At 71.5% G+C, this 16,661-nt stretch carries 19 protein-coding genes; 6 read left to right on the top strand and 13 right to left on the bottom strand.

The features are described from left to right. Window positions 1-33: 33 nt before the first annotated feature. Both DEJ08_RS13095 and DEJ08_RS13100 read right to left on the bottom strand, forming a co-directional pair. A complete protein-coding gene (locus DEJ08_RS13095) occupies window positions 34-654 on the bottom strand; it encodes a DNA-3-methyladenine glycosylase I (RefSeq protein ID WP_111054383.1) in 621 nt (206 codons plus the stop codon). Window positions 655-691: 37 nt separating this feature from the next. Next, the gene (locus tag DEJ08_RS13100) at window positions 692-1,108 is read right to left on the bottom strand and encodes a VOC family protein (RefSeq protein WP_111054384.1); all 417 of its coding nucleotides are present in this window, start codon (window positions 1,106-1,108) and stop codon (window positions 692-694) included. 94 nt (window positions 1,109-1,202) lie between these two features. On the opposite strand from DEJ08_RS13100, the gene DEJ08_RS13105 reads away from it, so the two are divergent. Continuing rightward, entirely contained in the window at window positions 1,203-1,733 is a 531-nt protein-coding gene (locus DEJ08_RS13105) for a DUF3800 domain-containing protein (RefSeq protein ID WP_111054385.1), read from the top strand. 221 nt (window positions 1,734-1,954) lie between these two features. Here DEJ08_RS13105 and DEJ08_RS13110 read toward each other — a convergent pair whose 3' ends face one another. Further along, the gene (locus tag DEJ08_RS13110) at window positions 1,955-2,290 is read right to left on the bottom strand and encodes a hypothetical protein (RefSeq protein WP_027466303.1); all 336 of its coding nucleotides are present in this window, start codon (window positions 2,288-2,290) and stop codon (window positions 1,955-1,957) included. Window positions 2,291-2,312: 22 nt separating this feature from the next. Then, entirely contained in the window at window positions 2,313-3,983 is a 1,671-nt protein-coding gene (locus DEJ08_RS13115) for a sodium:solute symporter family protein (RefSeq protein ID WP_071405106.1), read from the bottom strand. A 142-nt stretch (window positions 3,984-4,125) separates the two neighbouring features. Here DEJ08_RS13115 and aroQ point away from each other — a divergent pair, with 142 nt between their 5' ends. Continuing rightward, window positions 4,126-4,569 carry a type II 3-dehydroquinate dehydratase gene (gene aroQ, locus DEJ08_RS13120; protein WP_027466301.1) on the top strand — a complete coding sequence of 148 codons (444 nt, stop codon included), beginning with the start codon at window positions 4,126-4,128 and terminating at the stop codon, window positions 4,567-4,569. A gap of 257 nt (window positions 4,570-4,826) precedes the next feature. Here aroQ and DEJ08_RS13125 read toward each other — a convergent pair whose 3' ends face one another. Further along, on the bottom strand, window positions 4,827-5,423 hold the full coding sequence (locus DEJ08_RS13125) for an NAD(P)H-dependent oxidoreductase (RefSeq protein WP_027466300.1): 597 nt from the start codon (window positions 5,421-5,423) through the stop codon (window positions 4,827-4,829). Window positions 5,424-5,511: 88 nt separating this feature from the next. On the opposite strand from DEJ08_RS13125, the gene DEJ08_RS13130 reads away from it, so the two are divergent. Continuing rightward, entirely contained in the window at window positions 5,512-5,979 is a 468-nt protein-coding gene (locus DEJ08_RS13130; protein WP_111029349.1) for an MSMEG_6728 family protein, read from the top strand. 3 nt (window positions 5,980-5,982) lie between these two features. Here DEJ08_RS13130 and DEJ08_RS13135 read toward each other — a convergent pair whose 3' ends face one another. The 7 genes from DEJ08_RS13135 to DEJ08_RS13165 form a co-directional block, all read right to left on the bottom strand. Continuing rightward, the gene (locus DEJ08_RS13135; protein ID WP_110863438.1) at window positions 5,983-6,273 is read right to left on the bottom strand and encodes a hypothetical protein; all 291 of its coding nucleotides are present in this window, start codon (window positions 6,271-6,273) and stop codon (window positions 5,983-5,985) included. 218 nt (window positions 6,274-6,491) lie between these two features. After that, the gene (locus DEJ08_RS13140) at window positions 6,492-6,758 is read right to left on the bottom strand and encodes a hypothetical protein (RefSeq protein ID WP_146248478.1); all 267 of its coding nucleotides are present in this window, start codon (window positions 6,756-6,758) and stop codon (window positions 6,492-6,494) included. Window positions 6,759-6,837: 79 nt separating this feature from the next. Next, window positions 6,838-7,977 carry a cysteine desulfurase family protein gene (locus DEJ08_RS13145; RefSeq protein WP_111054387.1) on the bottom strand — a complete coding sequence of 380 codons (1,140 nt, stop codon included), beginning with the start codon at window positions 7,975-7,977 and terminating at the stop codon, window positions 6,838-6,840. Between the two features lie 2 nt (window positions 7,978-7,979). Then, the gene (gene nadC, locus DEJ08_RS13150; RefSeq protein ID WP_111054388.1) at window positions 7,980-8,870 is read right to left on the bottom strand and encodes a carboxylating nicotinate-nucleotide diphosphorylase; all 891 of its coding nucleotides are present in this window, start codon (window positions 8,868-8,870) and stop codon (window positions 7,980-7,982) included. Continuing rightward, a complete protein-coding gene (nadB, locus tag DEJ08_RS13155) occupies window positions 8,867-10,534 on the bottom strand; it encodes an L-aspartate oxidase (protein ID WP_111054389.1) in 1,668 nt (555 codons plus the stop codon). The genes nadC and nadB overlap by 4 nt, the downstream gene beginning before the upstream one ends. A 32-nt stretch (window positions 10,535-10,566) precedes the next feature. After that, the gene (nadA, locus tag DEJ08_RS13160) at window positions 10,567-11,838 is read right to left on the bottom strand and encodes a quinolinate synthase NadA (RefSeq protein ID WP_111054390.1); all 1,272 of its coding nucleotides are present in this window, start codon (window positions 11,836-11,838) and stop codon (window positions 10,567-10,569) included. Window positions 11,839-11,846: 8 nt separating this feature from the next. Next, window positions 11,847-12,554 (bottom strand): NUDIX hydrolase, encoded by a 708-nt coding sequence (locus DEJ08_RS13165; RefSeq protein ID WP_035808830.1) that lies wholly within the window; start codon window positions 12,552-12,554, stop codon window positions 11,847-11,849. Window positions 12,555-12,698: 144 nt separating this feature from the next. Here DEJ08_RS13165 and DEJ08_RS13170 point away from each other — a divergent pair, with 144 nt between their 5' ends. The 3 genes from DEJ08_RS13170 (at window position 12,699) to DEJ08_RS13180 (ending at window position 15,983) form a co-directional block, all read left to right on the top strand. Continuing rightward, window positions 12,699-12,980 (top strand): acylphosphatase, encoded by a 282-nt coding sequence (locus DEJ08_RS13170; protein WP_071247546.1) that lies wholly within the window; start codon window positions 12,699-12,701, stop codon window positions 12,978-12,980. Between the two features lie 167 nt (window positions 12,981-13,147). Further along, window positions 13,148-14,629 carry an MDR family MFS transporter gene (locus tag DEJ08_RS13175; RefSeq protein WP_110863444.1) on the top strand — a complete coding sequence of 494 codons (1,482 nt, stop codon included), beginning with the start codon at window positions 13,148-13,150 and terminating at the stop codon, window positions 14,627-14,629. 106 nt (window positions 14,630-14,735) lie between these two features. Continuing rightward, on the top strand, window positions 14,736-15,983 hold the full coding sequence (locus DEJ08_RS13180; RefSeq protein ID WP_111054391.1) for a D-arabinono-1,4-lactone oxidase: 1,248 nt from the start codon (window positions 14,736-14,738) through the stop codon (window positions 15,981-15,983). A 24-nt stretch (window positions 15,984-16,007) separates the two neighbouring features. On the opposite strand, the gene DEJ08_RS13185 is transcribed toward DEJ08_RS13180, so the two are convergent. Further along, window positions 16,008-16,517: a 2'-5' RNA ligase family protein gene (locus DEJ08_RS13185; RefSeq protein WP_111054392.1), complete on the bottom strand. Its 510-nt coding sequence runs from the start codon at window positions 16,515-16,517 to the stop codon at window positions 16,008-16,010. Window positions 16,518-16,661 lie beyond the last annotated feature (144 nt).

Consider the following 16,661-nt stretch of genomic DNA (forward strand, 5'->3'; position numbering starts at 1 on the left):
GCTTGTGCTCCTGGGCTGGACTGGGCTCGCCTGTCAGCCCCAGATGCCGGAGGTCCCACGCCGGTGGCTGCCGATCAGGTGGGTGTCGACGATGCCGAGCGCTTCCATCAGGGCGTACATCGTCGTCGGTCCGACGAAGGCGAAGCCGCGCTTCCGCAGCGCCTTCGACAGGGCGAGGGATTCATCCGACTTCGTCGGGACCTCGGCGAACGACCGTGGCTCGGGCGTGGTCGCCGGCCGGAACGACCACACGAAGTCGGCGAGCCCGCCGTCCTGCCGCAGGGCGATGGTGGCGTTCGCGTTGGTGACCGTCGCGAGGATCTTCGCGCGGTTCCGGACGATCCCGGCGTCGGCCATGAGCCGTGCGACGTCGTCCTCGCCGAAGGCTGCGACAGTGTCGGCGTCGAAGTCCGCGAAGGCGGCCCGGAACGCCGGTCGTTTCGCGAGGATCGTGCGCCACGACAGACCGGACTGGAACGCCTCGAGCGAGAGCCGCTCGAACACCCCGCGTTCGTCACGGACGGGCATGCCCCATTCGGTGTCGTAGTACTCGCGCAGGAGCTCGTCCGACGACGCCCAGACCGGCCGGGCGAGGCCGTCGTCGCCGGTGACGAGGTCGGGCACGGGCGGGGCGTCGACGGGCTCGGTGCTCATGCGACCATCCTGGCGGGCGCCGCCGACAGCCGATCACTCACTCGGCAGGCGGGCCGTCCTGCGTCGCCTGCTCGTCCATCCACACGTACTCCCAGCGGTGTCCGTCCGGGTCGGTGAAGCTCCGCTGGTACATGAAGCCGAGGTCCATCTCCGGGCGGTCTTCGATGCCGCCGGCAGCGACCGCAGCGTCGACGATGCGGTGGACGTCCTCCTTCGACGGGGCGCTGAGTGAGTTGATGACCTCGATCGTGTCGGCGTCGGCGATCGTCTTGTCCGTGAACTCGGCGAACTTCGCTGTCGTCAGGATCATGACGTAGATCGTGTCGGACACCACCACGCACGCCGCGGTGTCGTCGCTGAACGCCGGGTTGATCGAGTACCCGAGCGCCTCGTAGAACGCCTTCGAGCGCTCGAGGTCCGTGACGGGCAGGTTGATGAAGACCATCGTGTCCATGGCGGTTCCTTTCGTCACGCTCAACCTGGACCCACCCGGTCCAGCGCGCAACCGTTTCGTGGGGGAACCAACCGGTACACAATATGCTGGTCGGATGCAGGTGTACGTGGACGAGTCAGAACCCGGTGGTGGACGGGACCACACCGCGTACGTCCTCGCTGCGGTGATCATCTCAGTCTCGATCAGCGACGCCGCGCGTGCTGACGTCCGAGCGGCGACTCCGAGGCGGATGCGGAAGCTGCACTGGTACGAGGCGCTGCCGAGCCAGCGCATCTCGTGGCTCGATCTCCTCCGGCATGCGGTGGCCGTCATCGTGGTCCGGTACGACGGCACCGTGGCACGGACGGAACGTCGGCGAAGACGGTGCATCGAACGCCTCGTGCACGAACTGGAGCTGCGAAAGGTCGGGCACGTGGTCCTCGAGACACGCGGACCCGCTCGGGACAAGGATGACCGAGCGATGTTCGATGCGCTCCGCGATCGTGGAGTCGGTCACGGAGTGCGGTTCGAGCACCTCAACCCGTCCGAGGAGCCGCTCCTCGCGTTGGCTGACATCGCCTGCGGGGCTCATGTTGCCGGCCTCGCCGGAGATCACGGACTGTCGAGCCCGATCCTGGTCTCCTGACGGAAGCCCCCGAAAGCGCAAATCCTCGGGCCCGCGCTGGCTGCAGGACATCCGAGGATCACTTTCGACCGAGCAGCACCCGATCGACATATCAATGCTACCCGCAACGCTCGGCCCCGGTCAAGGCGCCGGCCGCCGCGGCCGGAAGCGACGAAGCCGCTGTCGTCCGACAGCGACTTCGTCGTTCCGCGTCTGGCCAGGGACGCCCGACCCGAGCAGCTTCAGGCCAGCTCGCGCCCCTCGCCCGCGGCACGCTGGTGCGACTCGGCCTCGGCCTGGCCGATGATGTCCTCGGCGGGCACCGGGTTCAGGCGGTCCCAGAGGAAGAACAGGCCGCCGCCGACGAGCAGCGAGATCCCGACCCACAGGTTGATGTGGATCCCGCCGGTCTTCTCGGGGTCGGTGTTCCAGTGCACGATCCCGACGATGGTCGTGATCACGCCGTAGAGCACGAACAGGCCGCCGAGGATACGGCGCAGGTCGAGTCGGCGGGTGGAGCGGACGAGAGCTGCCTTCTGCTCCTCGGTCATCGCGCCGGGGGTGGTGGTGTCACTCATGAGAAGTGGTCTCCTTCGCGGATCAGAGGAACGGGAGGTACAGGACGACGCACAGGACGAGCGCGACGGTGCCGAGCAGTGCGGGCGAGCGGTACCAGGCGGTGTCCGTCGCGACCGAGTCGCCGTGCAGGTCGATCTTGCCCACGCCGTAGACGAGTCCACCGAGCTCCTTCTCGTCCTTCGGCTTGGTGAGCATCGAGACGACGAAGCCGACGACCAGCACGGTGACGAACGAGATGATCGCGCCGTACAGGGTCTCCGCGGTGGCGGTGGCGAACAGGTCCGGGTTGACCAGGTAGGCGATCCAGGTGATCGTCGGGGTCACGATGCCGAGGACGTAGCCCCAGAGCGCACCCTGCGTCGTCATGCGCTTCCACAGCAGGCCGAGGATGAACACGGCGAACAGCGGTGCGTTGAAGAACGAGAACAGCGTCTGCATGTACGTCATGATGTTCGACGCCTGGGCCGCGATGAACGCGGTTGCGATGCCGACCACGACGCCGACGACGGTGACCCAGCGGCCGGTCTTCAGGTAGTGCAGGTCGGGCATGTTCGGGCGGATGTAGCGCTGCCAGATGTCGTAGGTGAAGACGGTGTTGAACGACGAGACGTTCGCCGCCATGCCGGCCATGAAGGACGCCAGCAGGCCGGTCACCGCGATGCCGAGCACACCGGTCGGCAGGTACATCTGGATGAGCTTCGGGATCGCGTCGTTGTAGGTCAGCGTGCCGTCGGCGAACTGGTTGCCCACGACGGCCGCGGCGATGAGGCCCGGGATCACGACGATGGCGGGGATGAAGAGCTTCGGTATCGCGGCGATGAGCGGGGTGCGGCGGGCCGCGGACATGTTCTTCGCCGAGAACGCGCGCTGCACCTCGGTGAAGTTCGTGGTCCAGTAGCCGAAGCCGAGCACGAAGCCCAGGCCGAGCACGATGGCGAGCCAGTTGGCGCCGATCGGGTTGGTGACGTCACCGAAGCCGGTGCCGGCCCAGGCCTGCAGGTGCTGCACGCCCTGGGTCTCGGTGATGGCCTTCGACAGGCCGTCCCAGCCGCCGACGCGGTGCAGACCGACGATCGTCAGCGGGATGAGCCCGGCGATGATCACGAAGAACTGCATGACCTCGTTGTAGATCGCGCTCGAGAGCCCGCCGAGGGTGATGTAGACGAGCACGAAGCCGGCGGAGACGATGATCGCCAGCCACTCCGGCCAGCCGAGCATGGCCTCGATGACGATGGCCATCGCGTACAGGTTGATGCCCGCGATGAGCACGTTCGACACCGCGAACGCGATCGCGTTCACCAGGTGCGGCGCCTTGCCGAAGCGGCGCAGCATGAACTCCGGCACGGAGCGGACCTTCGAGCCGTAGTAGAACGGCATCATCACGAGGCCGAGGAACACCATCGCGGGCACGGCGCCGACGAGGTAGTAGTGCAGGGTGGCCATGCCGATCTGGGCACCGTTGGCCGCCATGCCGAGGATCTCGGTGGCGCCGAGGTTCGCGGACACGAACGCCAGGCCCGTGATCCACGCCGGCATCGAGCGGCCGGACAGGAAGAAGTCCATGCTCGTCCGGACCTGCTTGCGGGCGGTGAACCCGATCCCGATGACGACCGCGAAGTACACGATGATCATCAGGTAGTCGACCCAGCCCAAGTCGAGCCGGATCCCTTCGTTCGCTGCAGCGAGAACCATTCACATCTCCACGTCAGTGTGTTGCAGTCGACAACTCTGCCGACCCGGACGGAGACGTTACACCGATTTGTGACCGTTCACATAGCCAGCGCATGCATCGTCCGAGCGGCGCAGCGCTCCCCCGGTTCGCTACGCTCGGCCCATGACCGACGCGTCGCGCATCCTCGTCCTCAACGGCCCGAACCTCGACATCCTCGGGCGCCGCGACCCGGAGCAGTACGGCACCGTGACGCTCGCCGAGATCGAGGCGATCGTGCACACCGAGGCGGCCGTGCACGGGCTCGAGGCCGACTTCCGCCAGACGAACCGCGAGGGCGAGCTGGTCGAGTGGCTGCACGAGGCCCTCGACGACTTCGCCGCGGTCGTCATCAACCCCGCCGCCTACGCGCACACGTCGGTCGCGCTGCACGACGCGGTGGAGGCCCTGTGGGTCCCCGTCGTCGAGGTGCACCTGTCGAACACGTGGAAGCGCGAGCCGTTCCGCCACGTCGACCACGTCGCCACCGCCGCGACGGCGGTCATCGCCGGCGCGGGCGCCGATGGCTACCGCCTGGCGGTCGCGCACGTCGCGTCCCTGCTCGGCTGAGCCACCGACGGACTGGGCCCACGCCGCCGGTACCGGGCGGACGCGCCAGCGGCCGACCGGCCGTGCCGGTGGGGAGAGGCCCGTGGCGGCGTCGCCACGGGCCTCCAGTCCGCCTGCCGGTCACGCTTGGTCGCGCCCGTTCCTTCCCATGGCACGCGCGATGCCTGGTGGTTCCGGGCATACCTGGTGAGAACTTTCGACCAGGGACGCCCGGAACCACCAGGGACGCCCGGAAGAGCCGGGCGCGCGCACGAGGATCAGAACTCGGCGGGGCGCCGCACGTCGGTCAGGCCGGCGGTGGCGAAGCCGCCGCGGATGAGCGGCACGGCCCGGCGCACGGCCTGGTCGATGCGGAGCTCCAGGTCGACGCTCGCGATGTCGTAGCCACCCTCGCGCTTGGTGAAGTCGCGCTCGTTGCCGAACACCCCGAGCGGCAGGGTCGTGGACTGGAAGAACCCGAACAGCGGGCGCATCTGGTGCTCGACGAGCAGGGCGTGCCGGTCACTGCCACCGGTGGCGGTCAGGAGCACCGGGGTGTCGACGAGGTCGTACTGCCCGACCCAGTCGAAGAAGAGCTTGAAGGCGCCGGAGTAGGCCGCCCGGAAGGCCGGGCTGCCCACGACGAGCACGTCCGCGGCCTCCACCGTCTCGAGGGCCCGGCGGGTGCGGTCGGACATCGTCTCGCGACCCGAGGCCGCTCCGAGGTCGGCCAGCAGCGGGCCGATCTCGATCGTCTCGGTCCGGGCACCGTCGATCTCCTCGGCCAACCGGGCCACCGTCGCCGCGACCAGGGTCGAGGTCCGCGAGGGGTCCGATGGGCTGCCACTGACGCCGACGACCAGTTCTCCGCTCATGCGGTCGATGCTCACACGCTGCCGGGGCGGGCGGCACGTTCGTGACGACATGTGTCGGGTGCCAGTCGGTCGGGGTAGCGTCCGCGCCATGCAGACCTTCCTGCCGTACGCCGACTTCCGGGCATCCGCCGAGGTCCTCGACGACCGGCGGCTCGGCAAGCAGCGCGTCGAGACCCTGCAGGTGATGCGCGCACTGACGCTCCCCGACTACGGCTGGCAGCACCACCCGGTGACGGCGATGTGGCGTGGCTACCGTCCGGCGCTGATGGCGTACCAGGAGGCCACGTGCCGCGTCTGGGCCGAGCGCGGGTACGCCGACACGTGTCTCGAGAAGACCCTGCTCGACCTGGGCCGTGTGCCGGAGGACCTGGCGGCGTACGAGCGCGGCGACGTGCCGGTCCCGCCGTGGAACGACGACGAGGCCCTGCACGTCTCGCACCGCTCGAAGCTCGTGCAGAAGGCGCCGGAGCACTACCGGGAGCTGTTCCCGGACGTGCCGGACGACCTGGACTACGTCTGGCCGGGGACACCCGAACCGGCGACGCACACCGCCTGACCGTCAGGCGACCGGGATCCAGCGACCGCCCTCGCGCCGGGTGACGACGTCGGAGCGGATCTCGACCACGTCCCGCAGCCCGTCGACTGCGGCGTCGCGGACGGCCGCGGCGGCACGGTCGTCCTCGGCCTCGAAGCGCACGACGGCACAGGGGACACCACGGAGCAGCCGGACGTCCTCGGCCTCGACCACGGCGTGTTCGCGCACCAGGGCGGCCGCGGCGGGCAGGACGGCGTCCGGGGCGGTGCCGGGTGCGAGGGCACCGATCGCCAGGGTCGCACGGTACGAAGGCATGCGACGACGCTACCGGGGAACCGGATCCCGCCGTGGGCTGCAGGGGAACCGACGCCGCTCAGGGGTGCGGACGTCGACCCACGGCGGGATCGCGGTGTACGGCGGGACACGACGACAGGGGGAACGTCGCGCCCCGCGCCGGACGTCGATCAGGGGGTCGACATCCGGTCTGGGTCCACCGCGCGGCTCGGTTCAGGGGAACCGCACGGTGGTGGACCTCAAGGGTGTTCGGTGTCCTCTCGGTACCGGTCCGTCTCGGCCGGTGCGGGCATCGACCGGTGGGCGGCGGGTGGCCGGACCATCGGGAGCAGGGCACTCCCGGCGGTCGCGAGCGCTCCGACCACGGCGATGATCCCGAGCGGGGCCGTGCCGAGGTCGTGCTGCGCTGCCAGGGCGAGCGCGACGAGGGTGGCCGGCGCCGGCAGGAGCTGCACCGCTCGGAAGCGGTCGTCCCGTCGTGTCCGGGTCATCATCGCGTTTGCCATGACGACACTCTGACGCAGATCGGTTGTCCGCAGAAGGGGGGACACGTACCCAGAGATGGAGTAGAACGTCTAGTACACCTCAGCCGAGGGCGCGGACGGTCGCCACGGCGTCGGCCACGGCCCCCACGACGACCGGGACGTCGTCGGCCGTGAGTGCTGCGTCGAACGTCAGGCGGAGCGCGGTGCGCGCCACGTCCTCGGGGATCCCGAGCGCCGTGAGCACGTGGGAGGCCTCGGTGCTGCCCGCGGCACAGGCACTGCCCGACGACGACACCACGTCGCGCTGCTCGAGCTCGAGCAGGACGGTCTCGCCGTTGACGCCCGGGAAGCAGAACGACGCGTGCCCGGGCAGCCGGTGCTCCCGCGACCCGGTGACGAACGCGCCGGGGACCGCGGCGAGCACGCCGTCGAGCACCGCGTCGCGCACGGTGTTGGCGGTGCCCTCCCCCGACCGCACCGTCTCCGCCGCCAGCCCGAGGGCGGTCGCCACCGCCACGGCACCGGCCACGTCCTCGGTGCCGGACCGCCGCCCCCGTTCCTGTCCCCCGCCGTGCAGCAGCGGCTCGAGCGGGACGCCGGCGCGCACGGCGAGCACGCCGGTGCCCTTCGGGGCGCCGAGCTTGTGCCCGGACAACGACAGCGCGTCGACGCCCAGGACCCCGAGACCGATCGGCAGCCAGGGCGCGGACTGCACGGCGTCGGTGTGGAACCGCGCCCCGACCTGATGCGCCACCGCCGCGAGCGCGGGGACGTCCTGCACGGTGCCGATCTCGTTGTCGGCGTGCGCGATCGAGACGAGCGTGGTGTCCGGGCGGAGGGCCGCGCGCAGCACCGCCGGGTCCACGCGGCCGTCCGGCCCGACGGGCAGCACGGTGACGTCGAAGTCGTGGAAGCGGGCGAGGTACGCGCAGCTCTCCAGCACCGCCTCGTGCTCGATGGCGCTCGTGACGACGTGCCGACCGCGGGGCGCGGCGAGGGCGATCCCCTTGATCGCGGTGTTCGCCCCCTCGGTGCCGCCGGTGGTGAAGACGACCTCGGCGGGCCGGCACCCGAGCACCCCGGCGACGGCGGCCCGTGCGGCGGTGAGTCCCCGCGCGGCCTCGTCCCCGACCCCGTGCGTCGACGAGGGGTTGCCGAACACCCCCGTCAGGTACGGCCACATCGCCTCGAGCACCTCGCGGCGGACCGGGGTGGTGGCGGCGCGGTCCAGGTAGAACACGGTCAGTCCCGCACCGGCACCGCGACGTCGATGTCGATGTCGAGCCCGAGGTCGAGCGCCCGCGCCGAATGGGTCAGCGCCCCGACCGAGATGACGTCGACGCCGGTGGCCGCGATCGCCGCGACGGTGTCGAGCGACACGCCTCCCGAGGCCTCGACGAGCGCGCGTCCGGCGACGATGCCGACCCCGGCCACGAGTTCATCCGGGGTGAAGTTGTCGAGCATGATCGTGTCGACCCCCGCCGCGACGACGGGTTCGATCTGGTCGATCCGGTCCACCTCGACCTCCACGTGCACGGTGTGCCCGAGCCGCTGGCGGGCCTGGGCGATCGCGTCACCGATGCCTATCCCGCCGGCCAGGAGCACCGCCAGGTGGTTGTCCTTGGCGAGCACGGCGTCGGACAGTGAGGTGCGGTGGTTGTGTCCGCCGCCGCACCGGACGGCGTACCGCTCGAGTGCTCGGAGGCCCGGCGTCGTCTTCCGGGTGTCGACGATCCGCGCCGAGGTGCCAGCGGCGGCCGCGACGTGCGCCGCGGTGGTCGTCGCGATGCCCGACATCCGCTGCACCAGGTTGAGGGCGACCCGCTCGGCCCGGAGCACGGCCCGCGCCGACCCAGTCACGGTCGCGAGGACGTCGCCCGCGACGAAGCGCGTGCCGTCGGCGACGTGCACGACGGCGTGGATCGCCGGGTCGACGGCGTGCATCACGGCGACGAACACCGCCCCGCCGCTCAGCACGCCGGGCTCGCGCGCGCCGAGGGTCGCGGTCGCGGTCGCCTCCGCGGGGATCAGGGTCTCGCTGGTGACGTCGCCCCAGGGCGCGTCCTCCTCGAGCGCGGTCTCGATCACGCGACGGAGCGCGTGCGGCGGGATGGTGCCGGGGTCGGTGGTCATGCGGGTACCTCCTGCGGGACGACTGCGGAGCCGTTGGCGCGTTCGTCCGTGTGCTCGTCGGGGTGTGCGTCGGTGTGGTCGGCGACCCAGGCGTACGAGGCCGGGGCGGTGGGGTCGGTGCCGGGGTGGTCGGTGCGGGCGTGCGCCCCGCGGGACTCGGTGCGGGCCTCGGCGGCGAGCGCGACGAGTCGCGCCAGGTCGAGGAGCGCACGGTCCTCGTGCTCGCGCACGCCGCCGCCGGTCGGCGCGGTCAGCGCGTCGAGCTCGCGGCGCGCGCTGGCCAGCCCGACGGCGTCACGGAGCAGCCCGACGCGGTCCGTCATGACGGACTGGACCACCTGTCGGACGGCACCGACGTCGTCGAGGTGGGTCGCGCCTCCAGGCGGGGTCGAACGGGAGGCGCGGATCGCGTCGGCCGCTCGGGGCACGCTGGTGACGTGGAGACCCGCGTCCCCGCGCAGGCGGAGCAGGCCGGGTCGCGGTGCGGCGACCGCGTCCGCTGCGCGGACCGCGAAGACGAGCCCCTCGAGCAGGGAGTTCGAGGCGAGCCGGTTGGCGCCGTGGACCCCGGTGCAGGCGGCTTCACCGACGGCGAGGAGTCCGGGCAGGCTGGTGCGGCCCTCGGCGTCGGTGGCGATGCCGCCCATCGAGTAGTGCGCGGCCGGTGCGACGGGGACGCCCTCGCGGGTCCAGTCGAACCCGGCCGCGCGGGTGGCCCGGCTGAGTCCGGGGAACCGCGTGACCAGGAACCCGGCGTCGAGGCCGGTGGCGTCGAGGAGCACGGGCGCGCCGCCCTGGTCGCGCACCGCGGCGGCGATCCCCCGAGCGACGACGTCACGCGGGGCGAGCTCGGCGTCCGGGTGCACGTCGGTCATGAAGCGGTGCCCGGCGGCGTCACGGAGGACGGCGCCCTCACCGCGGACGGCTTCGGACACCAGGCCGCCACCGGGGACCGCCAGCCGCGTCGGGTGGAACTGGACGAACTCCAGGTCGGCGAGGACGGCACCGGCGCGCCACGCGGCGGCGACCCCGTCGCCGGTGGCGACCAGGGGGTTCGTCGTCTCGCGGTACAGGTGTCCGGCTCCCCCGGACGCGATGACGACGGCGTCCGCGTCGAGCCGGCGGGGTTCCCCGAGCAGGTCGAGGACGTCGACGCCGACGACCACGCCGCCGCGGACGACGAGGTCGGTCAGGCTCGTGCGCTCGAGGATCGTGACGTGCCGTCGGTGCAGTGCCGCGATGAGGGTGCGTTCGATCGCGGCCCCGGTCGCGTCACCGTCGGCGTGCACGACGCGCCACCGGCCGTGCGCGGCTTCACGGCCGCGGGCGAGGTCGTCGCCGTACCGGTCGAGGGTCGCCGGGTCCGACGACCGGTCGAAGGGCACCCCGAGGGCGAGCAGGTCGCGGACGCGGGCCGGGCCGTCGGTGCACAGGACCTCGACGGCCCGGGTGTCGGCGCTGCCCGCCGCGGCGACGTGGGTGTCGGCCTGGTGCAGCGCCGCGGAGTCGTCGGCACCGAGCGCCACCGCGATGCCGCCCTGGGCGTACGCGGTGGCGCTGTCGGCGAGCGCCCCCTTCGTCACCAGGGTGACGTCGTGCAGGGCACTGGCGCGGATCGCTGCGGTCAAGCCGGCGATGCCGGAGCCGACGATGACGACGTGCACGGTGGTCTCCCTCGTTCGGTCGGGTCCGCGTCTCAGCCGCGCGGCTTGGCCGCGAGCATGCGCTCGAGCGCGACCTTGGCGTCGGCCTGCACGTCGGTGGGGACGACGATCTCGTTGAGGACCTCGCCGCGGACGAGGGCCTCGAGCACCCAGGCGAGGTAGCCCGGGTGGATCCGGTACATCGTCGAGCAGGGGCAGACGACCGGGTCGAGGCAGAAGATCGTGTGCTGCGGGTACTCGGCGGCGAGCCGGTTCACCATGTTGATCTCGGTGCCGATCGCGAACGTCGTCGGCTCGGTGGCCGCGGCGACGGTCTTCCGGATCAGGTCGGTGCTGCCGGCGTGGTCAGCGGCGTCGACGACGGCCATCGGGCACTCCGGGTGCACGATGACCTGCACGCCCGGGTGCTCGCGGCGGGCCTGGTCGATCTGCTCGACGGTGAAGCGGCGGTGCACCGAGCAGAAGCCGTGCCAGAGGATGACCTTCGCCGCTTCGAGGTCGCTCGTCTCGTTGCCGCCGAGGGGCTTCCGGGGGTTCCACATCGGCATCAGGTCGGTGCTGATGCCCATCGCCTTCGCGGTGTTGCGGCCGAGGTGCTGGTCGGGGAAGAACAGGACGCGCTGCCCACGCTCGAAGGCCCACTCGAGCACGGTCGCGGCGTTCGACGAGGTGCAGACGATGCCGCCGTTGCGACCGCAGAAGGCCTTGAGGTCGGCGGCGGAGTTCATGTAGGTGACCGGGATCACGGGCACGCGGCCGTCGGCGTCGGGCTCGGTGCCGTACACCGCGGTCAGCTCCGCCCACGCGGCCTCGACGCTGTCGATGTCGGCCATGTCGGCCATCGAGCAGCCGGCGGCCAGGTTCGGCAGGATCACGCGCTGGTCGTCACGCGCCAGGATGTCGGCGGTCTCGGCCATAAAGTGCACGCCGCAGAACACGATCGCCTCGGCGTCGGGCTTCGTCAGGGCGGCGTTCGCGAGCTGGAACGAGTCGCCGAGGAAGTCCGCGTGCCGGACGACCTCGTCGCGCTGGTAGAAGTGCCCGAGGACGACGACCCGGTCGCCGAGGGTGGCCTTCGCCCGCTCGATGCGCTCGTGGAGCTCGTCGGTCGGAGCCGTCTTGTACTCGTCGGGCAGGACGCCCTGGCGCGGGGCGCTCGTCGGGATGACGTCGGACATCGACGACCCCGGGCCGTACCCGGGGCGGGAGTCGAAGTCCCACGTCGGCATCGCGAGGTCTGGCGTGCAGGTGCTGCCGCCGGCCTTGCCGTTGGAGATGAGTTCGATCGTCGTGGCGATGGACACGGGGCTTCCTATCGGTTCCGCTGCTGGTGCTGATCGGCCCCGGTCTGCAGCGGGCCGTTGTCCGCGTAGGCCAGGTCGGGGTTCGAGCGGTACAGGCGGGCCGGACGGTGCCGGCCCCCGCTCGTGGTCTCGTCGGTCGGCAGGACCGCGTCGGTCTTCTCGACCTGCCGACGGAAGTTCGCGGGGTCGAGTGCACGGCCGAGCACCGCCTCGTACACGCCGCGGAGTTCGGCGAGGGTGAAGCGGTCGCCGAGGAACGCCTGCGCGATCCGCGAGTACGACATCTTGTTGCGCAGCCGCCACAGGGCGTACTCGACGATGCGGTCGTGGTCGAAGGCGAGCGGCGGGTGCTCGTCGGCCAGGAACCACCGGACGTTCCAGTCGTCGGGCACGACGTTCGCCTCGTCCGGGTGCACGAGTGCCCAGTACACGATCGACACCACGCGGCTCGGGGAGCGTCCGACGTCACCGAACGCGTAGAGCTGCTCGAGGTACCGCGGCTGGACGTTCGTCGTCTCGCGCAGTCGGGCGGCCGCGGAGTCCTCGAGGCCCTCGTCGTCGCCGACCCAGCCGCCGGGGAGCGCCCAGGAACCCTCGAACGGTTCGGCGACGCGACGGACGAGCGGCATCCACAGCGCCGGGGCCCCGGTGTCGGGGTGCGGGCGCAGTGCGACGATCACGGTGGAGACCGCGACGCGGATGCCTGCTTCGTCCATGGTGGAGATAGTGTCAATCTGACTCGAAGTGTTCGGGTTAGGATGACACTATCACTGCCGAGGTCGCGAGCTCGTCACGAGCCGGAAACAGATCGTCACGGGGCCGAAAACTCCCGAGGGGCCGCCGCGGTTAGCGTGGAGGACATGACGACGGTGACGAGGGTGCATGCCGTGGTGTCGGGGACGGTCCAGGGGGTCGGCTTCCGGTACTGGACCGCTCGGAAGGCGGACGGGCTCGACCTCGTCGGCTACGCGAGGAACCTCTGGGACGGCACGGTGGAGGTCGAGGCAGAGGGACCCTCGGTCGCCGTCGACTCGTTGGTCGAGTGCCTGCGCACCGGGCCACCGTCGGCGACCGTGACCGACGTCAGCCTGCGGTCGGTGGTACCGCACGGCGACGCCGACGGGTTTGCGATCCTGCACTGAGCCGACGTGCGTGGGAGCTGCGCCGACGACCGGCATGCTCGGCACCGATCGTTCACCTGCGGATGTCGGAGCGAAGCGGAATAATCGCATCCACTCAGGGAGTTGGCCTGTCTGCGCGTCCTGCGCCACACCCGTTCCACCCGTCGTGACCCACCAGGAGCACCCGCATGACCCAGGCCGTCGATTCCGCCCCCCGCACGGGAAGCGTCTCGCAGCCGTCCGCTGCCGAGACCCGACTCGTGATCGGGCTGCTGCTCGTCTCCGCGTTCGTCGTCATCCTCAACGAGACCATCATGGGCGTGGCCCTGCCCCGGCTCATGGACGACCTGGACATCAGCGCCGCGACCGGCCAGTGGCTGACCACCGGCTTCCTGCTCACCATGGCGGTCGTCATCCCGATCACCGGGTTCCTGCTGCAGCGCTTCAACACCCGACCGGTGTTCGTCTGGGCGATGGGCCTGTTCTCGGTCGGCACGCTGATCGCCCTGCTCGCGCCGGGCTTCACCGTCCTGCTCGTCGGCCGCATCGTGCAGGCCAGCGGCACCGCGATCATGATGCCGCTGCTCATGACGACGGTCCTGACCCTCGTCGACCCCGCGCACCGTGGCCGCATCATGGGCAACATCTCGATCGTCATCTCGGTCGCTCCGGCCATCGGCCCGACGATCTCCGGCCTGATCCTCAACGCGTTCTCGTGGCGCTGGCTGTTCGGCTTCGTGCTGCCCATCGCGATCGCGGCGCTCATCCTCGGCATGGTCAAGGTGCAGAACGTCTCGACGCCGCGCAAGGCACCGATCGACGTCGTCTCGGTCATCCTCTCCGCCTTCGCGTTCGGCGGCATCGTCTACGGCCTGTCCAGCATCGGTGAAGCCGGCACGACCGGCCCGCTCGTCCCGGTGACCGCCCTGGTCGTCGGTGCCGTGGCCCTCGCGGTGTTCATCGTCCGGCAGACGCGCCTGCAGCGCACCGACAGCGCCCTGCTCGACCTGCGCACCTTCCGCACCCGTGGCTTCACGGTGCCGATCGTCGCGATGGGCCTGAGCTTCATGGCGATGTTCGGCACGCTCATCCTGCTGCCGATCTACCTGGAGCGCGTCCTCGGCCTCGAGGTCCTGCAGGTCGGCCTGCTGCTGCTCCCCGGTGGGCTGCTGATGGGCCTGCTCTCCCCCATCGTCGGGCGCATCTACGACCGCCGTGGCCCGCGCGTGCTGCTGATCCCCGGATCGATCATCGTCAGCGCCGTGCTCTGGGCGCTCTCCACCGTGGGCGTCGACACCAGCGTGTGGTTCGTCCTCGGTGCGCACGTGGTGCTGAGCATCGGCCTGGCCCTGACCTTCACGCCGCTGTTCACCGCGGCGCTCGGCGGGCTGCCCCCGAAGCTGTACTCGCACGGCAGCGCGGTGCTCGGCACGGCGCAGCAGCTCGCCGGTGCGGCGGGCACCGCCCTGTTCGTCACGCTGCTGACGATCGGTGCGGCCACCGCCGTCGAGGGCTCCGGTGCCCGTGGGGTCCAGGTGGCCACCGCGTCGGGCGTCGGCACCGCCTTCATGGTCGGCGCGATCATCTCGCTGTTCGGCATCCTGGCGTCGGTGTTCGTCCGCCGGCCCGAGGTGCCCGAAGGCGCGCCGACGCCCCCGCCCGTGCACTGACCGACGAGCCTCTCGCACTGACCGACGAGCCGGGCCGACGCCGAACCCGTGACGGGACCGGCGCCGGCCCGCGCCCGTCTCCGGACCGCGTGGCAGGGTGGGCGCCATGCGGTCGACGACGAGCGAGCTCAACTGGTCCGGCACGGTCACGTACACGGCCGAACGGGTCGTCCGCCCGTCGTCGATCGACGAGGCCGCCCAGATCGTGGCCGACGCCGATCGGGTCCACGGCCTCGGCACCCGGCACTCGTTCAACGACGTCGCCGACACCGCAGGCATCCTGCTCGACCTGACCGGCGTCCCCACCGACCTGGTCGTCGACGCCGAGCACCGCACCGTGACCCTCGGAGCAGGCACCCGGTACGGCGACGTCGCGGCCGACATCGACCGTGCCGGGTTCGCCCTGCACAACACGGGGTCCCTGCCGCACATCTCCGTCGGGGGTGCGGTCGCGACCGGCACCCACGGTTCCGGTACGGCACTGGGCTCGCTCGCCACCGCGGTGCGCGCGTTCGAGGTGCTCGGTCCGGACGGCTCCGCCCGGACGATCGACCGGACGGACCCCGCGTTCGACGGTGCCGTGCTGCACCTCGGACTGCTCGGCATCGTGACCCGGGTGACCCTCGACGTCGAACCGTCCTACCGGATGCGTCAGGACGTCTACGGCGCGATCCCCTGGGACACCTTCACGGCGAACGTCGCTGACGTGCACGCCGCCGCGTACTCGGTGTGCGCCTACACCGTGTTCGGCGATGCGATCACCGAGGTCCTGGTGAAATCGCGCGTCCCCGAGGGCGCCGAGGACGTGCCGGTCCCGGAGACCCTGGCCGGCGCACGGCGCCTGCCCGGCACCCCCGGCGACGACCACCGGACCGCGCGCGACGGCTCGGTCGGCCCGTGGTGGGACCGCCTGCCGCACTTCCCGATCGGGTCCGTCCCGAGCCACGGGTCCGAGGTGCAGAGCGAGCACTTCGTCCCGCTCCGGCACGCGGCGGCCGCCCTCGACGCGCTCCGGGGGCTCGCCGACCGGATCCAACCGCACCTGCACGTCTGCGAACTCCGGACGATGGCCGCGGACGACCTCTGGCTCAGCCCGACCCAGGGCGAGGACGTCCTCTGCATCGCGTTCACCTGGAAGAAGCACCCGGCAGAGGTCGCCGCGCTCCTGCCCGACCTGGAGTCCCGGCTCGCGGCCTTCGACGGCCGACCACACTGGGGCAAGATGAGCTCGCTCGACCACGCGGCGATCGCCGGGCTGTACCCGCGGCTGGCGGACTTCCGCGACCTCGTCGCCCGGGCCGACCCGGAGCGGACGTTCGCATCCGCGTTCGGCGAGCGGGTGCTCGGGACCTGAGCCGGGCCTCCAGGCCGTGCCCCGCTAGTCGGTCGTGAACGCGAGCGGCGTGATCGTCCGCGTCTCGCCGTCCCAGTGCCGGACGCCGCCGACGTCGAGCGTCTCCGGCAGCGGCACGGCGCGCAGCGCAGCGACGGCGCGCGGCAGGTCCTCGTCGCGCACCCGACGGGCCAGCGTGACGTGCGGCGACCAGTGCCCGGGCACCGACGTCTCGACGCCGCCGGGGGCGACCGCGTGCACCTCGCCGTGGAAGGTCGTGAGCGCCGCGTCGAGGACCACCGCGCGCACGAGCACCGACCGACCGGCACCCGCGGGGAAGAGCAGCAGCCCGCCGAGCCGGATCGCGGTCGGGACCGACGTCCGGAACCCGGCCGGCACGGGCAGGGTGTCCCCGGCGGCCAGGGTGACGTGCGGGGCGTTCGACGGCGACGGGTGCCGACCGAGGCTCGGCAGGTCGGCGTCGATCAGGGCCTGCCAGGCGGACCGCACGGCGGCGTCCGACTCCGGGCCGAGGACGAGTTCGATGCTGCGCACGATCAGAGTCAACCAAGTCGTGTCGGGACGCGTGCTCCGACGCAGGCGGCACGGATCGAGTGCTGCGTAACACGACGGAACGGAACTCGCACCGGGGGTGGACCGCACGTCACACTCGTCTCCACGCCGCGGACCACCGCGGCT

Origin of the sequence: Curtobacterium sp. MCLR17_054, assembly GCF_003234335.2 — a bacterium.
Classification (GTDB): domain Bacteria; phylum Actinomycetota; class Actinomycetes; order Actinomycetales; family Microbacteriaceae; genus Curtobacterium; species Curtobacterium flaccumfaciens.